This window comes from Rhizobium sp. PP-CC-3G-465, from assembly GCF_004343445.1.
GTDB classification, from domain to species: Bacteria; Pseudomonadota; Alphaproteobacteria; order Rhizobiales; family Rhizobiaceae; genus Ferranicluibacter; species Ferranicluibacter rubi.
Map to the genome: position 1 here is coordinate 121,579 of NZ_SLYH01000002.1, position 15,766 is coordinate 137,344.

General features: G+C 58.9%; 14 protein-coding genes. 8 read left to right on the forward strand and 6 right to left on the reverse strand.

Annotated features, from left to right (window positions below):
- Nucleotides 1-24 precede the first annotated feature (24 nt).
- Nucleotides 25-1,803: a thiol reductant ABC exporter subunit CydD gene (gene cydD / locus C8J33_RS12985; RefSeq protein ID WP_132664611.1), complete on the forward strand. Its 1,779-nt coding sequence runs from the start codon at nt 25-27 to the stop codon at nt 1,801-1,803.
- A complete protein-coding gene (cydC, locus tag C8J33_RS12990; protein ID WP_132664612.1) occupies nt 1,800-3,458 on the forward strand; it encodes a thiol reductant ABC exporter subunit CydC in 1,659 nt (552 codons plus the stop codon). Before cydD ends, cydC begins: the two co-directional genes overlap by 4 nt.
- A 139-nt stretch (nt 3,459-3,597) precedes the next feature.
- Here cydC and C8J33_RS12995 read toward each other — a convergent pair whose 3' ends face one another.
- The 6 genes from C8J33_RS12995 to C8J33_RS13020 all read right to left on the reverse strand — a co-directional run bounded on the left by C8J33_RS12995 (nt 3,598) and on the right by C8J33_RS13020 (nt 8,755).
- The gene (locus C8J33_RS12995) at nt 3,598-4,434 is read right to left on the reverse strand and encodes a universal stress protein (RefSeq protein WP_245507170.1); all 837 of its coding nucleotides are present in this window, start codon (nt 4,432-4,434) and stop codon (nt 3,598-3,600) included.
- A gap of 127 nt (nt 4,435-4,561) precedes the next feature.
- Complete coding sequence (locus C8J33_RS13000; protein ID WP_132664613.1) at nt 4,562-5,212, reverse strand: helix-turn-helix domain-containing protein; 651 nt, start codon at nt 5,210-5,212, stop codon at nt 4,562-4,564.
- A gap of 82 nt (nt 5,213-5,294) precedes the next feature.
- On the reverse strand, nt 5,295-5,651 hold the full coding sequence (locus tag C8J33_RS13005; RefSeq protein WP_132664614.1) for a transcriptional regulator: 357 nt from the start codon (nt 5,649-5,651) through the stop codon (nt 5,295-5,297).
- A 113-nt stretch (nt 5,652-5,764) separates the two neighbouring features.
- Nucleotides 5,765-6,376 carry a response regulator FixJ gene (gene fixJ, locus C8J33_RS13010; RefSeq protein WP_132664615.1) on the reverse strand — a complete coding sequence of 204 codons (612 nt, stop codon included), beginning with the start codon at nt 6,374-6,376 and terminating at the stop codon, nt 5,765-5,767.
- The gene (locus C8J33_RS13015; protein WP_132664616.1) at nt 6,363-7,883 is read right to left on the reverse strand and encodes a PAS domain-containing sensor histidine kinase; all 1,521 of its coding nucleotides are present in this window, start codon (nt 7,881-7,883) and stop codon (nt 6,363-6,365) included. Before C8J33_RS13015 ends, fixJ begins: the two co-directional genes overlap by 14 nt.
- Nucleotides 7,884-8,089: 206 nt before the next feature.
- Nucleotides 8,090-8,755 (reverse strand): TetR family transcriptional regulator C-terminal domain-containing protein, encoded by a 666-nt coding sequence (locus tag C8J33_RS13020; RefSeq protein WP_245420189.1) that lies wholly within the window; start codon nt 8,753-8,755, stop codon nt 8,090-8,092.
- A gap of 298 nt (nt 8,756-9,053) precedes the next feature.
- Here C8J33_RS13020 and C8J33_RS13025 point away from each other — a divergent pair, with 298 nt between their 5' ends.
- From C8J33_RS13025 to C8J33_RS13050, 6 genes are all read left to right on the forward strand, one after another.
- Entirely contained in the window at nt 9,054-10,118 is a 1,065-nt protein-coding gene (locus tag C8J33_RS13025; RefSeq protein WP_110802225.1) for a BMP family ABC transporter substrate-binding protein, read from the forward strand.
- Between the two features lie 106 nt (nt 10,119-10,224).
- Nucleotides 10,225-11,793 (forward strand): ABC transporter ATP-binding protein, encoded by a 1,569-nt coding sequence (locus tag C8J33_RS13030; RefSeq protein ID WP_245507171.1) that lies wholly within the window; start codon nt 10,225-10,227, stop codon nt 11,791-11,793.
- Entirely contained in the window at nt 11,790-12,827 is a 1,038-nt protein-coding gene (locus C8J33_RS13035; RefSeq protein WP_110802221.1) for an ABC transporter permease, read from the forward strand. The genes C8J33_RS13030 and C8J33_RS13035 overlap by 4 nt, the downstream gene beginning before the upstream one ends.
- Nucleotides 12,824-13,717 carry an ABC transporter permease gene (locus C8J33_RS13040; protein WP_132664617.1) on the forward strand — a complete coding sequence of 298 codons (894 nt, stop codon included), beginning with the start codon at nt 12,824-12,826 and terminating at the stop codon, nt 13,715-13,717. The genes C8J33_RS13035 and C8J33_RS13040 overlap by 4 nt, the downstream gene beginning before the upstream one ends.
- Nucleotides 13,718-13,727: 10 nt before the next feature.
- Nucleotides 13,728-14,171: a VOC family protein gene (locus C8J33_RS13045; RefSeq protein WP_132664669.1), complete on the forward strand. Its 444-nt coding sequence runs from the start codon at nt 13,728-13,730 to the stop codon at nt 14,169-14,171.
- A gap of 68 nt (nt 14,172-14,239) precedes the next feature.
- On the forward strand, nt 14,240-15,763 hold the full coding sequence (locus C8J33_RS13050; RefSeq protein ID WP_132664618.1) for an amidohydrolase family protein: 1,524 nt from the start codon (nt 14,240-14,242) through the stop codon (nt 15,761-15,763).
- Nucleotides 15,764-15,766: the final 3 nt, after the last annotated feature.

Here is a 15,766-nt window from a genome sequence, read left to right on the forward strand (position 1 = left end):
GCCTGTGGAAGCGAAGAAAAAACGATGAGTGACCGCGCGCACGACAGTGACCCGGCTTGCGAACGACGCTGGATGAACAGGCTTCGCCAGCGCGGTGGCTTCGCCCTCAGGCTGGCTATTACTCTACCCCTGGTTTCAGGTTTGCTTCTCATCGCACAGGCTTACATCCTGGCATTCGTGCTGCAGAAGGTCATCATCGATCACGCGACCCTGCAACAGGTCGTGCCGATGGTTCTGCTCTTTGGCGGCGTTTACCTTACCAGGACCGGCTTGAGTCTTGGCGCGGAACAGGCCGCATCTGCCGCTGCGGAACGCATCAAATTCGATCTTCGTAAATCGCTGAACGACTTTCTCCTCGATCAGAAGCCTGGCTGGACCGCACACCGGTCCTCTGGCATTTTGAGCGCTGCGATTGTCGATCAGACCGAAGCCCTTGACGGCTATTTCGCCCGGTTTTTGCCGGCGATGGTTCAGGCCACTCTCCTGCCGCTCGTCTTTGCGGTCTCCATCCTCCCCGTCGACTGGATGGTCGCACTGCTGTTTCTGGTCACCGCGCCTCTGATCCCTTTGTTCATGGCATTGGTCGGATGGGGTGCCCAAGCGGAAACCGACCGGCAGGCAGAGGCATTTTCGCGGCTGTCCGGCCTGTTCGCGGACAGGCTGCGCGGCATCGTCACCTTGAAGATCTTCGGCCGCGCTACCCGAGAAACATCCGGCGTTCTCGCGGCAAGCCACGACCTCCGTCTGCGCACATTGCGCGTATTGAAGGTCGCGTTTCTTTCCTCGGCCGTGCTGGAGTTCTTTGCAGCCCTCGGCGTTGCCGGCGTTGCCCTCTACGTCGGACTGTCCTACCTCGGATTCATCGACATGCGATGGGCGCCGCTGAGTCTTCAGTCCGGTTTGTTCTGTCTGCTCATGGCCCCGGAGGTCTACCAGCCTCTGCGGCTGCTTGCGGCGCACTATCATGACAAACAAAGCGCAAAAGCTGCCATATCGGAAATATCAAGGCATTTCGAAGAGATGACGGATGCCGTTTCGAAAACACAGCTGCCACGCAGTTTACCGGCCTCCGCCATGCGTTCCCGCAACGGTGCGGGAGTCGATCTCACGATCCGCGGTCTGCGCCTGAACACGACGGCCGGCAACCGCACGCTGTTGTCGAATGCTGGAATGACCCTTCCGGCCGGTATGCATGCGGCCCTGATCGGCAAAAGCGGCATCGGCAAATCGACCCTGCTCGAAGCCATCGCCAGATTGCACGCCTTTAAGGGCACGATCCGGATCGGGGCGGACCGCCTTGAGGATATCGATGAACAGGCGTTGCGCGCTGGCCTCGCTTTTCTGGGGCAAAACCCTGTGTTGTTCAAAGGCACGATCGCCGACAATATCCGATTTGGCCGCAGCGATGCGACCGATCTGGACATACAGACCGCCGCTGCCTGCGCGGCGGTCGTTGAATTTACGTCCCGCCTACCGGATGGGCTGGACACCCTTATTGGAGAAAACGGACGGGGATTATCGGGTGGCGAGGCCCACCGTGTTGCTCTGGCCCGTATCTTCCTGCGCAATCCCGGTGTGATCCTGCTCGATGAGCCGACGGCGCACCTCGATCCTGCAACGGAAAGCCGTGTGCTCGATGCGCTCGCGATCTTTGCGAAGGGGCGCACGCTGCTTGTCGCCACCCATTCGGAAGCCGTAGCCCAGCGCTTCTCTCGCATCTACCGGATCGCGGACGGGGCCATTCTGCCCGCATTTTCGTCCTGTCCCACCGTGAAGCCGATGCTGCGAGGACATGCCGCATGAGCGCACTTCTTTCCTTTCTTGCGCTTTATCGCCGCCAATCGACCAAAATGGTCGCAGCTCTGACGCTCTGCATCGTGACGATCGCGGCCGGTATCGCGCTTCTCGGCATATCGGGCTGGTTTCTCACGGCAGCCGCGCTGACGACCACGGCCATCAGCTTCAATCTGTTCGGACCGTCTGCCCTCATTCGAGGCCTGTCGCTCGTGCGCATCGGTTCGCGTTACGGCGAAAAACTGATGGGTCACGACGCAACATTGTCGCTCCTGGCCGACTTGCGGGCGCAGATTTTCAGCCGGCTTTTCCCGCGTCTCCCCCTATCAGACCGCACGCTCCAGCACGGCGATCTCGTCAGTCGGCTGACAGCCGATATCGACACGCTCGACACCGTCTTTCTGGTCGCGATCGGGCCGTTATTGACGGCGTTGCTCCTGGGAACGGCAATGACGGCGGCCTTCGCCTTCATCATTCCCAACGCGGCAATACCTTATGGAACGGCCCTGTCGCTCGCAACCGTGCTGGTGCCGCTGCTTCTGGTGATGAGCACCCGCTCGATCGGTGTGGATATTGTTTCAGCTTGCGCAGCCATGCGGACTGCGGTCCTGCAAGGCATCGATGGACATGCCGACTTCATCGTGTTCGGACAAACGGCAATGGCGCGCAAAGCCTTCGATGATGCCGCTCTCTGCCTTGCAGGCGCAAAAAGGCGCCTCGCGCTTCGCAGCGCCCTGGCAATGGGCGGGGTGCAGATTCTTGCCGGGTCGGGTCTCGTTTCCGTTCTGTGGACCGGCATCACGGCGTTTCAACGCGGTGAGATCACGGCGCCCGTGCTTGTCGGCATGCTGCTGGCGACGATTGCGAGTTTCGAGGCAACCGCCGTCATCGTCCGGAGCGTCTCGCGTTTCAGCGCCGCCATCGCTGCCGCCAAGCGTATCCATGACGTCGCAGACAGCAAGATCACGGTGAACGACGATGGCGATGCCAGCCTGCAGCCATGCGGCAATGCCGTAGCGTTTGAAAAGGTAAGCTTCGGTTACGATCCCATCCATCCGGTCCTGCATCACCTGGACCTTCATCTCCCCGCCGGTCAGCGCGTTGCCATTGTGGGGCAAAGCGGCTCTGGAAAATCGACACTCCTGGCGCTTCTCCTGCGGCTCCACGATCCACGGTGCGGTGCCGTCAGGATCGGAGGCGTGGACCTGCGCGATATGAAAGAAGACATATTGCGCCGTCATGTCGCCCTCTTGACCCAGGAAACGCACGTCTTCATCGGCACCGTCCGCGAAAACCTCCTGATTGGCGATCCGGATGCCACCGATGAGGACCTGTGGCAGGTCCTGGAGAAGGCCAGGCTCGACCAGCACATCCGCAGTCTGGAAGAAGGGCTTGAGACGTATGTCGGGGAAACCGGTCGCACGCTGTCCGCAGGTCAGGCGCGAAGGCTCTGTCTGGCCCGCACCCTTCTGTCCAAGGCAGGGATTCTCGCCTTCGACGAGCCGACATCCGGGCTCGATCGTCCGACAGAATTGGCGTTTTTGAGTGATCTGATCGCGGCTACAACCGGGAGGACGGTCCTGTTGGCAACGCACGCGAACCTACCCGAAGGTGCTGTCGATGCCTGCTACACCCTTCGAGGAGGATGCCTGACAAAGCTGTGACGCTGCCGACATCTGCCGCGGGGAAAGTAAATGCCGGCGACAGCCGTCATGAGGTGCTCGATAGTGTGGGCTCGGGCAGGCGGATAAACGCCTGCCCCTTCCGTTTTGGTGAAAGTGTATCGACGGATACTGGGATGGCTCAATGTGCCATGAAGACGGGTGTTTCCCGGCTGGCAATCATCGATTTTGTGACCCCGCCAAAGACGCGCTCCCGAAGACGGGAGTGTCCGTAGGCACCCATGACGATCATGTTGGCCCCCATGTCTGTTGCGTGTTGTTGCAAAACCTCTGCGACGGACCGTCCCATCGCCGGAAGTTGATCGACAATGACATTGGCGCTGTGCCGGGAAAGATAGAGCGCGATGTCAGCTCCCGGTTCGTCACCGTTTTTCCTTGCGCCAGTGTTGGGATCCACGACAACCACATGCACGCATTCGGCCTGGCTTATCAAATCGAGCGCAGCGCCAACGGCACGAGCGGATTCAAGACTGGAATCCCAGGCGATCATCACCTTGGCGGGTCGCAGCGAAACGCCGCCGCCGCGAGGGGCCAGAATGGCAGGCCGGGCCGAACGGAATAGACATCCCTCGACGGCCGTCGAGAAAAGATCGCGATCAAGCTCCAGATCGGAGCCTATGATCGTGAGATCGGAGTAGCGGGCACGCATTCCTAAGTTTTCCTCGGCGGACGCCGCTTCCGCGTACGTTCCTTCCACAGAACAGGAAATACCTGTCGCGGACACGATATCCTTGACCTTCTCGATATACGCATCAAGGCTTGCCTTCTCGCTCTCTCTTTCTTCAAGCCAAACCGAAGAGATAATCATAGCATCTCCTATCGGCGGCGGAGATGCCAGTTGCACGATCAGGACGGAAAGGTGAGCGTCGGCTTCCGCGCAAAAATCGACGGCATCCCGCAGTTCGCGCTCCGAATGATCGACGCGAACAATGGCCAGAATGGACTTATACGACATCATTAAACCTCCATACGACCCCATCGTCGCATTGGCGGCCAGCCTAAGCCACCTGCCGGCATGACGCCTTGACCAAGGTCAAAGCCTTGATAAGATAACAATCTTCTGCCAATTTCTTCGCTCCCTCGCCTCATTCACACATCAGGCGCAGGGCTTGGGGTTTGCAGATGTCCAGCACACGAAGGCCGTGAAACTTGATGAAACCCGTGTCGCGCAATTTTGTGAGCCCTCGCGACACGGTCTCGATGGTGAGACCGAGGTAATCGGCAATATCCTGACGGGACATCGAAAGCTCGATGTGCTCCAAACCTCCTTGACGGTCGGCAATGTCAATCAGAAATGCGGCAATGCGCTCGACAGCATTCTGGCGGCCGACGACAAGAAGATGTTTCTGGGCGCGGGCCAAGTATCGAAGCGCCAGTGGCAGCAAGTCTTGCGACAAGGTTTCGCCGGCAGATACGCGGTGCGTACAAAGACAGGTCGCGACGATCGCTTCCGCGAAAAAATGGTGTGTGAGGTCTGCTTCAAAACCAAAGGTTTCTCCAGCCAGGTGAAATGCCGCTATCTGGCGGCGACCATCGGAAAGCAGACGATAGATCCGGACCGCCCCGAATTCGATACGATAGAAATTGCCGGCCGTTTCGCCCTGAGCGTAGATTTCCGCGTTGGACGTGAAAAACGATATCGGTTGCGGTTTCGCGAAGACCGGGGCGGGCGGGCGCGGGCCAACAGCGATAGTAGAGTTTCTGTGACTTGCTTCGGAGCGGACGAGAGCGTTCATGTCTGTTTCCCGGCGTTGAAAAAACAACAATCGCGCGAAACCCTCGTGGGCGTTATTCGGTTATGTCCTTACGGGAAATTACTTACTCTCGCTCCTGCCCAATGACGGAGAACCGACGAACAGCATCGAGCAAATCACTGCCATGCAGAGGCTTTGTCAGGATGATCACCCCTGCGCCTGCAAGTGGCGCCAGAATACTGTCCGCCAGAAATATGACGGGCGTAGACATTCGCGTGAGCGACTGAAACGCTCCCTCCTCCAAATGTAGGACGTCTTCATCGACAACGGCACACACGGCAACGGCGGCGGCGAGAGAGCCATCGGCGTCCGAAAGCCGCTCATGAGACTCCGTCAGGAAACCTTCAACGTCCAACGCAAACTCGAGTGAGCGTCGAAAGACCCTGTCGAAAGCGACGATCAGTATGATGGCGGCGGCCAAGGTGCGATTCCTGAAAGATGCAAACGGGATAGTCACCATCGTTTGTCAGATTAAAGCAGGAATGTTGGAGATGCGCCTTGCGCGTGATCAAATAGTCGGCCGTTTCGGTGACGTCAAAATCCTGCCACCAACGCCATTCGGACAAGGTGCGGGAGGCTTCTTGCCTGCATTTTGGCCATGACGTTCGACCGGTGAACCTCCACCGTCCTTGGACTGATGCTCAGATCGTAGGCAATCAACTTGTTGGGCAGTCCTGCGACGACTCCTGTCAGAACCTGCCTTTCCCGATCGCTCAATGATCCCAGTCTGACATGAATCGACACGATGTCGTCGGCGTCCGCTGGTTTGTCGATCAGTTGCGCAGCCGCCCTTTGGATCGCCTCCATGATAACGACATCTTCGAACGGCTTTTCGATGAAGTCGATCGCGCCGGCCTTCATGGCTTCGACCGCCATCGGGACATCACCGTGCCCCGTGATCACGACGGCGGGGAGAATTGCTTTTGCAAGCAACAGGTTACGCAGCAATTCGACCCCGGACATATCCGGCATGCGCAGATCGGTGACAAGGACCCCGTTGATGACGGTGGGAGCGGCCGCGAGGAAATCCGTCGCGCTGTTGTGTATCCGAACTGTGAAACCAGCCGTTCCGAGCAAAAACGCGAGTGAGTTCCTGACGGGCTCCTCGTCATCGACGATGTGAACGACATAATCACTCGTCTGCATTGGCATCCTCTTTCTCGGTTGTCGGAAGCGTAAACCGGAAGGTCGCCCCGCCGGCGACATTGCGGCTGACAGAAATCAAGCCGCCATGCGCTTCCACGATGCGCTTCGATATCGACAGGCCAACCCCCATTCCGCTGGGCTTTGTTGTCACAAAAGGCTTAAAAAGCTGCGAGGCAATCTCGTCGGAGATACCTGGACCCGTGTCTTCGACGCTCACGGCGATTTCACCGGGTCCTGCCGATTGCGTCCGCACGACGAGTTCGCGTTGCTCTTTATCCAGCATCGCCTCCATGGCGTTTCGCATCAGGTTCGTCAGGACCTGCTGGATCTGAATGCGATCGACCAAAACCATCTCTGGACCCGATTCGAACTCGAAAACCGTCCGTATTCTGCGCTCGCGCGAGCCGACGAGCGCCAGGGCTCCCGCTTCCTCGATGAGTTGCCGGATGTTTTGCGGGGCCTTTCCGGTTTCGCCCTTTGTCACGAATTCACGAAGATGTCGGATGATCTGGCCAGCGCGCAGGGATTGACGCGCGGTCTCTTCGAGCGCTCCCCTCATTTTGTTGGCGATTCCGTCATCCATGTCGCGCAGCAGCCTCGTGCAACCCTGCACATAATTTGCGATTGCAGATAGCGGCTGATTGAGTTCGTGGGCAAGCGTCGATGCCATCTCGCCCAGTTCGTTGACACGGGCGAGGCGCGCCAGTTCGCTTTGAATCTCCTGCAGGCGAGCGGCAGATTCTTCCCGCTCCGTAAGATCGCGGATAAAGCCCGTGAAATACGTCTTGCCACCTGATGTCATTTCGCCGACCGCAAGCTTCATCGGAAAGGTCGAACCATCCTTGCGACGTCCGACAACGACACGGTCAATACCGATGATCCGCTTCTCATTCGTGGCCATATATCTGTTCAGATATCCGTCGTGCTCCCGTCGATAGGGCTCAGGCATCAGAAGCCGGACATTCTCTCCGACGACGTCTGCCATCGCATAGCCAAACTGGCGGACAGCGGCGGCGTTGAACGAGACGATCGTACCGTCCTTCTCGATAACGATCGTCGCATCCAGAACCGTGTCGAGGATAGACTGCAGGTGAGCCTCGCGGGCCGCAAGCGCACTATCGGCCATATCGATTGCGCGCCGCGCGGTGTGTAACATCTCGCCCATCCATGCGACTGCGATACCGACGACAGTAAAGATCACGAGCTCGAGCATATTGCTGAAGCGGTCTATCGGCAGTCCGTTGAGCCAGAAAATTCCGGCCATTGAAAGCGAGACAGCAAGTATTCCTGGCCTGATGCCGCCCGCGATCGATGCGACAAGAATGGCCGGAGCGGCTAATGTGAACGTCACACCATTATCGATCACGTGCTGAAGCAAGACGATGACCAGAAACGACACCGCCACCAATATCGTCGCCAGGATATAACCGTTCTTCCCCTCGAAGCGGTCTGACAGCCCAGCCTGGGTGAAGCGTCCCTTTAGTCCCGCGATTTTCCGCGCTGGCATGAGATGATGACCGATCGGAGAGAGATTTGGCTGCCAGTTTTGGATTCAGAAACCGCCAACATAGAGACTCTATCGTATGCTTCGCCACAAAGCGACATCGCGCTAGAGGCGCCGACACGGAAATTGACTTTGATGGAAGTGTGGGAAGTAACTTCCCGTCATTTCCATTGAAATCTCTAGAAAAATTTGCGGCCGGACGTATTCACCTATTTTAGAAGACTTCCAATCACCGTCTGTACGATCGTTTGAGCCGCCGTTTCGAGGTCCGCGGCCGTGAGCCGGGTTGTCTCCAGCGCGTCACATGCCAGTTTGTCGAAATCGGCGTAGAATTGGGTAGAAGACCAAAGAATAATAAACAGATGGCGTGGGTCCACAGGCTTCAGCTTTCCCTGCCGGATCCAATGCTCAATGATTTCCGACCGTTCTTTCGTCACATCACGCATGTGCTCGCGGTCACGTCGTGAGAGAAAGGGTGCCCCGGCAAGGATTTCCGTCGCGAACATTCGCGATTCTTCCTTGTTGTGCCAAGCGTAATCGAGCTTTGCGCGGACATAGGCCTCAAGTGCCTCGGCAGGCTCTCGGTCTGCTCTGATCTGCTGAAGCGCATCATCCCATCCAGCAATCAGGTGCCGGATGACGGCGCTGTATATTTGCTCCTTGGACGAGAAATAATAATAGACATTTGCCTTCGGCAATCCTGCGGCCTCGGCAATTTCGGAGGTGCGTGTGCCCTGAAAACCCTTGCGCGAAAACAGCACCGTCGCAGCTTCAAGGATCTGACGCTCGTTGCGTTCGCGGATCTTCTCTTCCTGACCGGAGCCAGTCGCTGCCGCTTTGCCTCTGGCTGAACGCTTCGATTTCACATTCTCCACGCCTGTCTCTCCTCTGTCAGCATCATCGATCCGCCAAGATTACTCGACGGATTAATTGTTGTGCATTTATGAGTTTTCTTTTTGTGCAAACCGCATGATATATAATCGTTCTTTTAAAACAATATCTTGGTGGAGAAAAAATTTGACCATTCGGTCAGATTTTCGATTCCTATAAGTTGACACTTTGGTCAGCTTTTGGCTAGGTTCATGTTAACGACCTGCTTGAAAACAGACAGCCTCACGAGATTGTTTCAAACGGCATTCCGTTCGCGGATGAGCCTCAGCCAAGGATGACGACATGACGAAGTCTGCTGACACCAGTGCGCATTCCCGATTTTCGCCATCCCGGCGCACTCTTCTCAAGCGCTCGGCCGGCCTTGCGGCTGCAGGACTTGCGACCGCGCTTTTGCCGAGCGCGGCTTGGGCTGCGGGCGAGATCGTGGCGCTTGTTCACACTCAGGCGGCCGGAGACAACGGTCCGGTGGACTCCATGATTGCCAAATTGACCGAGCTTGCCGCAGAAAAGGGCCTTGAAGCCAAAATCGTCTACGCTGCGGATCCGGCAACCTACGAGACGATTTTCCGCACCCTCGGTGATGCCGGCGCATCCATCATCGTTTCGACGTTCAATGAGGTCGCCGAACCCTTCAAAGCACTGGCGCCAAGCTACCCGAACACCAAATGGATCCAGCTCTTCGCCGACCCCTTCGAGCCGGCAATGCCGAATGTCGTCACGGTTTCCTATGATTACTATCTTGGCTGCTACCTGTCCGGCATGTTTGGTGCGCTGACATCCACGAGCGGCAAGCTTGGCTACATCGGCGGACTCTCGCTCCCGCCGCTGAATGCCGACGCCAATGCCGTCAAAGCCGGCGCAATCTCGGTCAGGCCCGATGCCACGTTGACGGTAGCTTTTGCCGGTTCGTTTCAGGACCCTGCGAAGGGTCAGGAAATTGCAGGCCAGATGTACAAGGCTGGCGTCGATTTCATCCAGACCGATTCCGCCGCAACGGACGCCGGCATTATCGCGGCAGCCAATGAAATACCCGGCAAGCTTGTCAGTGGCATCTCTCCGGCCCAGTACAAACTGGGTCCTTCCTCCGTCGCAACGCTGGTCTCGCTCGACTTTGGCCAGTCGCTGTACAACGAAGTGTCGAACGCCCTGAAGCCTGGGTGGACGGGCAGCCACACGAAGACCGGCCTCGGGACCGGCGTCATCGACTTTGTCCTCTCCCCCGAGTTCGTCGCGAAGGGACCTGAAGATCTCGTGGCAAAGGCCAGGGAAATCTGGCCGCAGATCGATGCCGCGAAAGCCAAGATTCAGGACGGGTCGCTGACTGTCGCATTCGACACGACGCTCTGATCGTCTTTGCGCGACTATGAAGCCCTCGATCGACCAGGCCCGGGGCACGTCGAACTTGAACTGTCTTTCAGTCTGCAGCCGCCCGATGGGTGGCGGAGCTATGCGTATGAAACCAATGATGAGCCATAGGGCTATAGCATTGCCGGCGCTGCACTGCCGCGACATCACGGTTACCTATGGTGATTCCGTCGCTCTATCCGGTGTCAGCGTGGCGTTCGAACCAGGTCTTATCCATGCTGTCGTCGGTCAGAATGGCGCGGGCAAGACGACGTTTGCAAGGGTCGCGGCGGGTCTTGTAAAGCCGGAGCCGGGCGAAATCCTGATCAACGGCGAACCGATCGAGCCTGGCAAGGTCAAAGCAGCACGGCGTGCGGGGGTCGAACTCGTGCATCAGAGCTTTGCTTTGCCGCCTTCGTTTACCGTTTCAGAAGCAATCGAGTTCGGAGCAACAGGGCAATCGCCGCTTTTCACCTCGTCGCAACTGAACCGACGGTGGCGCGAGCATCTTCATTCGCTCGATGTAACCGTGGATTCCAGCAGACGCATCCGCGATCTTCCGGTTGAAACGCAGCAGGGTGTGGAAATCGCCCGGGCTCTCGTCAGCGATGCACGGATACTCATTCTCGACGAACCCACGGCTGTCCTCTCGCCTTCCGGTATCGAGAGACTGTTCGAGCGTGTCCGGATGCTGAAAGCGCGGGGCGTGACGGTCATTCTGATCCTTCACAAAATTCGGGAGGTGCTGGGCATTGCCGACACCGTCACGGTGCTGCGTGGCGGCAAGCTGATTGCAGCGGCCGTTCCGTGCGCCACAATCGGTCCTCGCGAGCTTGCCGAACTCATCATCGGCACCTCTGCCCCCTCGGACGATGCAGCGGTCGTCATCGGTGCATCGACGCCGACGGATCAAGCGTATGCGATCACCGCATCCGTTCCGCCATTCTTGAAAATGGAGAATGTCTCCACGCAGAGTGACGCGGAAGGCCCTTCGCTGGAAGAGGTTTCCCTGTCGATCCGTCCGGGCGAAATCATCGGCGTCGCCGGCATCGAAGGCAATGGTCAACGCGCATTGGTTCAAGCCATTGCAGGTCTTGTTGAGGTGCCGTCGGGAAAGCTGGTTCTTGGCGGCGAAGATATCATGAAGCGCGACCTGGGGGACCGCCGGTCGATGGGATTGCGGATCATTCCCTTCGAGCGGAACACCGAGGGCCTGAGCCTTTCGAGTTCGCTCTGGGAGAACTGGTCGATTGCAAGGCTGCTGTCGAAAGGGCTGCTGGATTTCGTCAGCCCGCAGGCCTTGAAGCGGGAGAGCGTGGCGACACTCGACGCCTGGAGCGTACGCTATGCGGCACCGACCCAGCGCGCAGGCTCGCTCTCAGGAGGCAATGCACAAAAGCTGATCTTTGCCCGAGAAATCGATCAGAACGCGAAGCTGATCATCGCGGCGCAGCCGACACGTGGCCTTGATATCGGAGCGACTCTGTTCGTCTGGAAGGCGCAGCGTGAGGCACGGAACCGTGGTTGCGCCATCATCCTGATTTCATCGGATCTGGATGAGCTCTTCGATATCAGCGACCGTATCATCGTGATGCTGTCGGGTCGGATTGCCGCGGAATTCTCGGCACCATTCGACATGGCAAAGGTCGGTGCGGCTATGACGGGAGCAGACCAATGAACGCCAGCCTGACGGCAGTGCTCCGCGCGCTCATCTTCATTATCGTCGCGCTGATGCTTTGCGGCATTCTCTTTGAATTCGCGGGCTATTCCGCGCCTTCAATGTTTGCCAGCATTTTCAACGGCGCCTTTCTGCGGCCCGGGGGTCTCACGCAGGGCCTGCGTTGGGCACTTCCACTTTTCATCACCGCATGTGGCGTAGCGCTGTCATTCCGATGTGGCTTCTTCAACATCGGCGCCCAGGGCCAGTTTTACGTGGGCGCGATTGCCGCGACCCTTGCCGCGAGCCTTCTTGACGGCGCTCCGGCGCTTGTCCTGATACCGCTCTGTTTCATGGCGGGGATGGCCGGCGGTGCGCTTTGGGCGTTGTGGCCGGGCATCATGCGCCTGCGCTGGGGAACGGACGAAGTCATCACGACGTTGATGGGCAATTTCATTGCGGCACTCTTGCTGGTCTATGTCACGGCGGGACCTTTGAAGGATCCGTCGGGCAGTGGGCAGCAGGCGTCGAGCAAGCCGCTGAATGCGGCCTATCGGATCAGCAACTCGCTGGGCATTTCGCCGACGATCCTGATCATCACCGCTGTCGTCGGTGTGCTGATGTGGCTTCTGATCAATCGCACAGCCTTCGGCATCGTCGGAGGCCTTGCCGGCAGGAATCCGGTGATGGTCCGCTGGCAGGGCGCAAAGGTTTGGCGGCTTGGCCTCGCCAGCTTCGTCATCAGCGGCGCACTGGCCGGGCTTGCCGGCACGGTCGAGGTCTTCGGGCCAAACGGCCGGCTGATCGGCGGATTTCTACCCACCCATGGCTTCACCGCCATCCTCATCGCGCTGGTGGCCAATCTCTCGATCATCGGGACAGCCGTTGGAGCCCTGTTCTTCGGCGGCCTTGCCTCGGCGGCTCTCTACCTGCCGGTCATGGCCGGTCTCCCCTCCGCGGCAATCGATATCATCAACGCGGCAATCGCGTTGTTCATCACCGCAAAATCCCGGTTCGTCGATCGGCTTCTCAGCGTCGGGAGAAGGTCAGCATGAATGATTTCATCGTGGCCATCCTGCGCTCCGGAACGCCGTTGATCTACGTGACCATGGCCGGGATGATCGCGCAGCGTGCCGGAATCTGGCACCTCGGCCTGGAAGGCGTGATGATTATCGGCGCCTGCGCAACGGTCATCGGCATCGTGCTGACGGGCTCGTTCGTCGCAGCGATGCTGATGGCCTGCGTGCTGTGTATCCTGGCGTCCATTCTGCTCTGGTTCGTCATCGAGAAGCTGAAGGCCAACCCGATCATCGCAGGCCTTGGCCTGACCGGACTTGGCATCGGCGGGACCGCGCTTGCCGCGCAATCCATCTTCGGTAGCCAGGCCTCCGTCACGGCCCCCTTCGGCGTGCCACGACTCGGCCCCGCCTTCGGGTCCTATAGCTCGATCTCCATTTTCGTCGTTGCGATGCCTTTCGTGGTCCTTGCGCTTTGGGTGCTTCTGAAACGGACACGGTTTGGCCTGCAACTGGCGGCCAGCGGTGAACATCCCTTCGCAGCCCGCAGCGTCGGCATAAACCCCGCGCGGATGCGCTTCATCGCCCTGGCCGTCGGCGGTATCCTCTGCGCGATCGGCGGCGCCGAGCTTTCGGCGGGCAGTCTGCAGATCTTTGCGCAGAACATGACCGCCGGTCGCGGCTTCATGGCTTTTGCCGCCGTCGTCTTCGGTGCTGCTCATCCCATCGGCTCGGCCTTGGCAGCCCTGTTCTTCAGCGTCGTCGGCGCGCTCGGGATTCGCGCCCAGATCGTCTTCGGCGACGCTGTCCCCCATGACCTGCTTCTGGCGCTTCCCTATCTGGCAACCATCGTCGGCGTCTGGGTCAGCGGACGGTTGCGCGGCGGCGCGAAGACCGCAAACGGCTTTGCCGAACTTCGAGATTATTGAGGACGTACCGATGCTACCCTTTGCCCAACGCCATGCCATCACGGACGTTTGCCTGCTGGTGCGCGACGTCGAGACTTCCGTTGGTTTTTATCGGGACAAGCTCGGTTTCGCTCTCAAGCACCGCGCCGAGGGCTTTGCCGATTTCACCGGCGCGGGCGTAACCCTGGCACTCTGGGAGAGTGCCCATATCGGACACCATGCAGGCGTCGCCGTTACACAGGATCGTCCGGCAAGCGTCCTGATCGCCATCAAGCTCGACCGCTGCGACGATGTCGAGGCAACATATCAGGAGTTGATTGCTAAAGGCGTCACCTTCACGGGACCTCCTGCCGACTATCCCTGGAACGCCCGTGGCGCATATTTTACCGGCCCCGATGGAGAGATTTGGGAGCTCTATGCATGGCTGGAAGGCGGAGCACCCGGTCGGGTTCCGGAAGCGTTCTCGACCATCTAGCGTCGGCTGCCCGTCGTCATCGCCGCCGAACAACGCAAGCCTCTCCCGAGCATCCGGAGACCATGTCCATGACGGAAACACTATTTCGAAACGCCCTGATTTTGACCATGGCCCCCGGCAGCAATGGCGCGACGCCAAGCGGCGATGTCCTCGTCAGGGATGGCAGGATCATTTCGGTCGGAACCACTGTGATACCGACCCCGGATATGGTGATCATCGAGGCTGCCGGAAAGTTGATCATGCCGGGTCTGATCAACGCCCATACCCATTCGAGCGAAACATTCTTTCGCGGCCGCTACGAACGCATGCCGCTTGAGGTCTGGCTGCTCTATGCCTATCCGCTGCTTGTCGGCACACAGATATCGCCGCGCCTGCTCTATCTGAGAACTCTCCTCCTTGCGATGGAATCCCTGAGGAGTGGCGTGACGGCCCTGTGCGACGACTTTTTTGATGTGCCGGGCCATGATGTCGAGCGGCTGGCCACCGTGTTCTCCGCCTACGAAGCCAGCGGCATCAGAGCAAACATCTCCAGCGCGGTGATGAACATACCAACGCTGGACGCTCTGCCTTTCGCCCGCGAGATCGTGCCGCCCGAACTGCAACGGCTTCTCGACGGCAACCCGCAGATTCGAACCGACGAGTACATTGCCTTTTGCAAAGAGATATTCTCCACATTGCATGGCCGCGCCGGGCGCTTGCAGTTCATGATCGCGCCCTCTGCTCCGCAGCGTTGCACGCCGGATCTCATACAGGCCTGCCATGCGCTGGCGCGAGACAAATCCGTGCCGTTCCACACACACGTCGTGGAGACCAAGACCCAGGCCGTTACCGGTCAGCTGCTCTATGGAAAGAGCCTGATCCGTCACTTGCACGATCTCGGCGCCCTGGATCGCCATACGACGATAGCCCATTCTGTCTGGGTCAATGACGAAGACATCGAGCTAATGGGCGCTGCTCGGTGCTCGGTCGCGCATAATGCCGTCTCCAACCAGAAGCTCGGAGCCGGGATCGCGCCGATCCGAAGGCTGCTCGAGGCCGGCGTGACCATCGGCTTGGGAACCGACGGTGTCTGTTCCAACGATACGGCCCGGATTCTCGACGTCATGCGCACGGCAGCCCTTATCCATGGCGTTAGCGGGCCCGATCCTGAGGAGTGGCTGACGGCGAACGAAATCCTGCATGCCGCAACGCTCGGCGGCGCTCGCACAGCCCTTCTCGATCATGTCACCGGTTCGCTGGAGCCGGGCAAGGCGGCCGATATCATCATGCTGGATCTCGACACCTACGCGTTTCAACCGTTCAACGATGCCGAGCGCCAGATCGTCTTCAGTGAAAATGGCTCCTCAATCGAATTGGTGATGGTTGCCGGCGAAGTCGTCGTTCGCGACCGCAAGCTGGTGACGATCGACGAGGCAGCCATTTTTCAGGAAATTCGCGAAACCGTCCCGGAACTTCTGGCCGAGCATGGAGAGGTCGAGAGAAGGAATCGGATTTTTGAGCCATGGTTTGCCGAAATCCACAGACGCGCGTCACTCGTCGATGTCGGCATGAACCGCTATGCGGGCGATATGCCTTTCTGGCGGCGCAACTGAGAA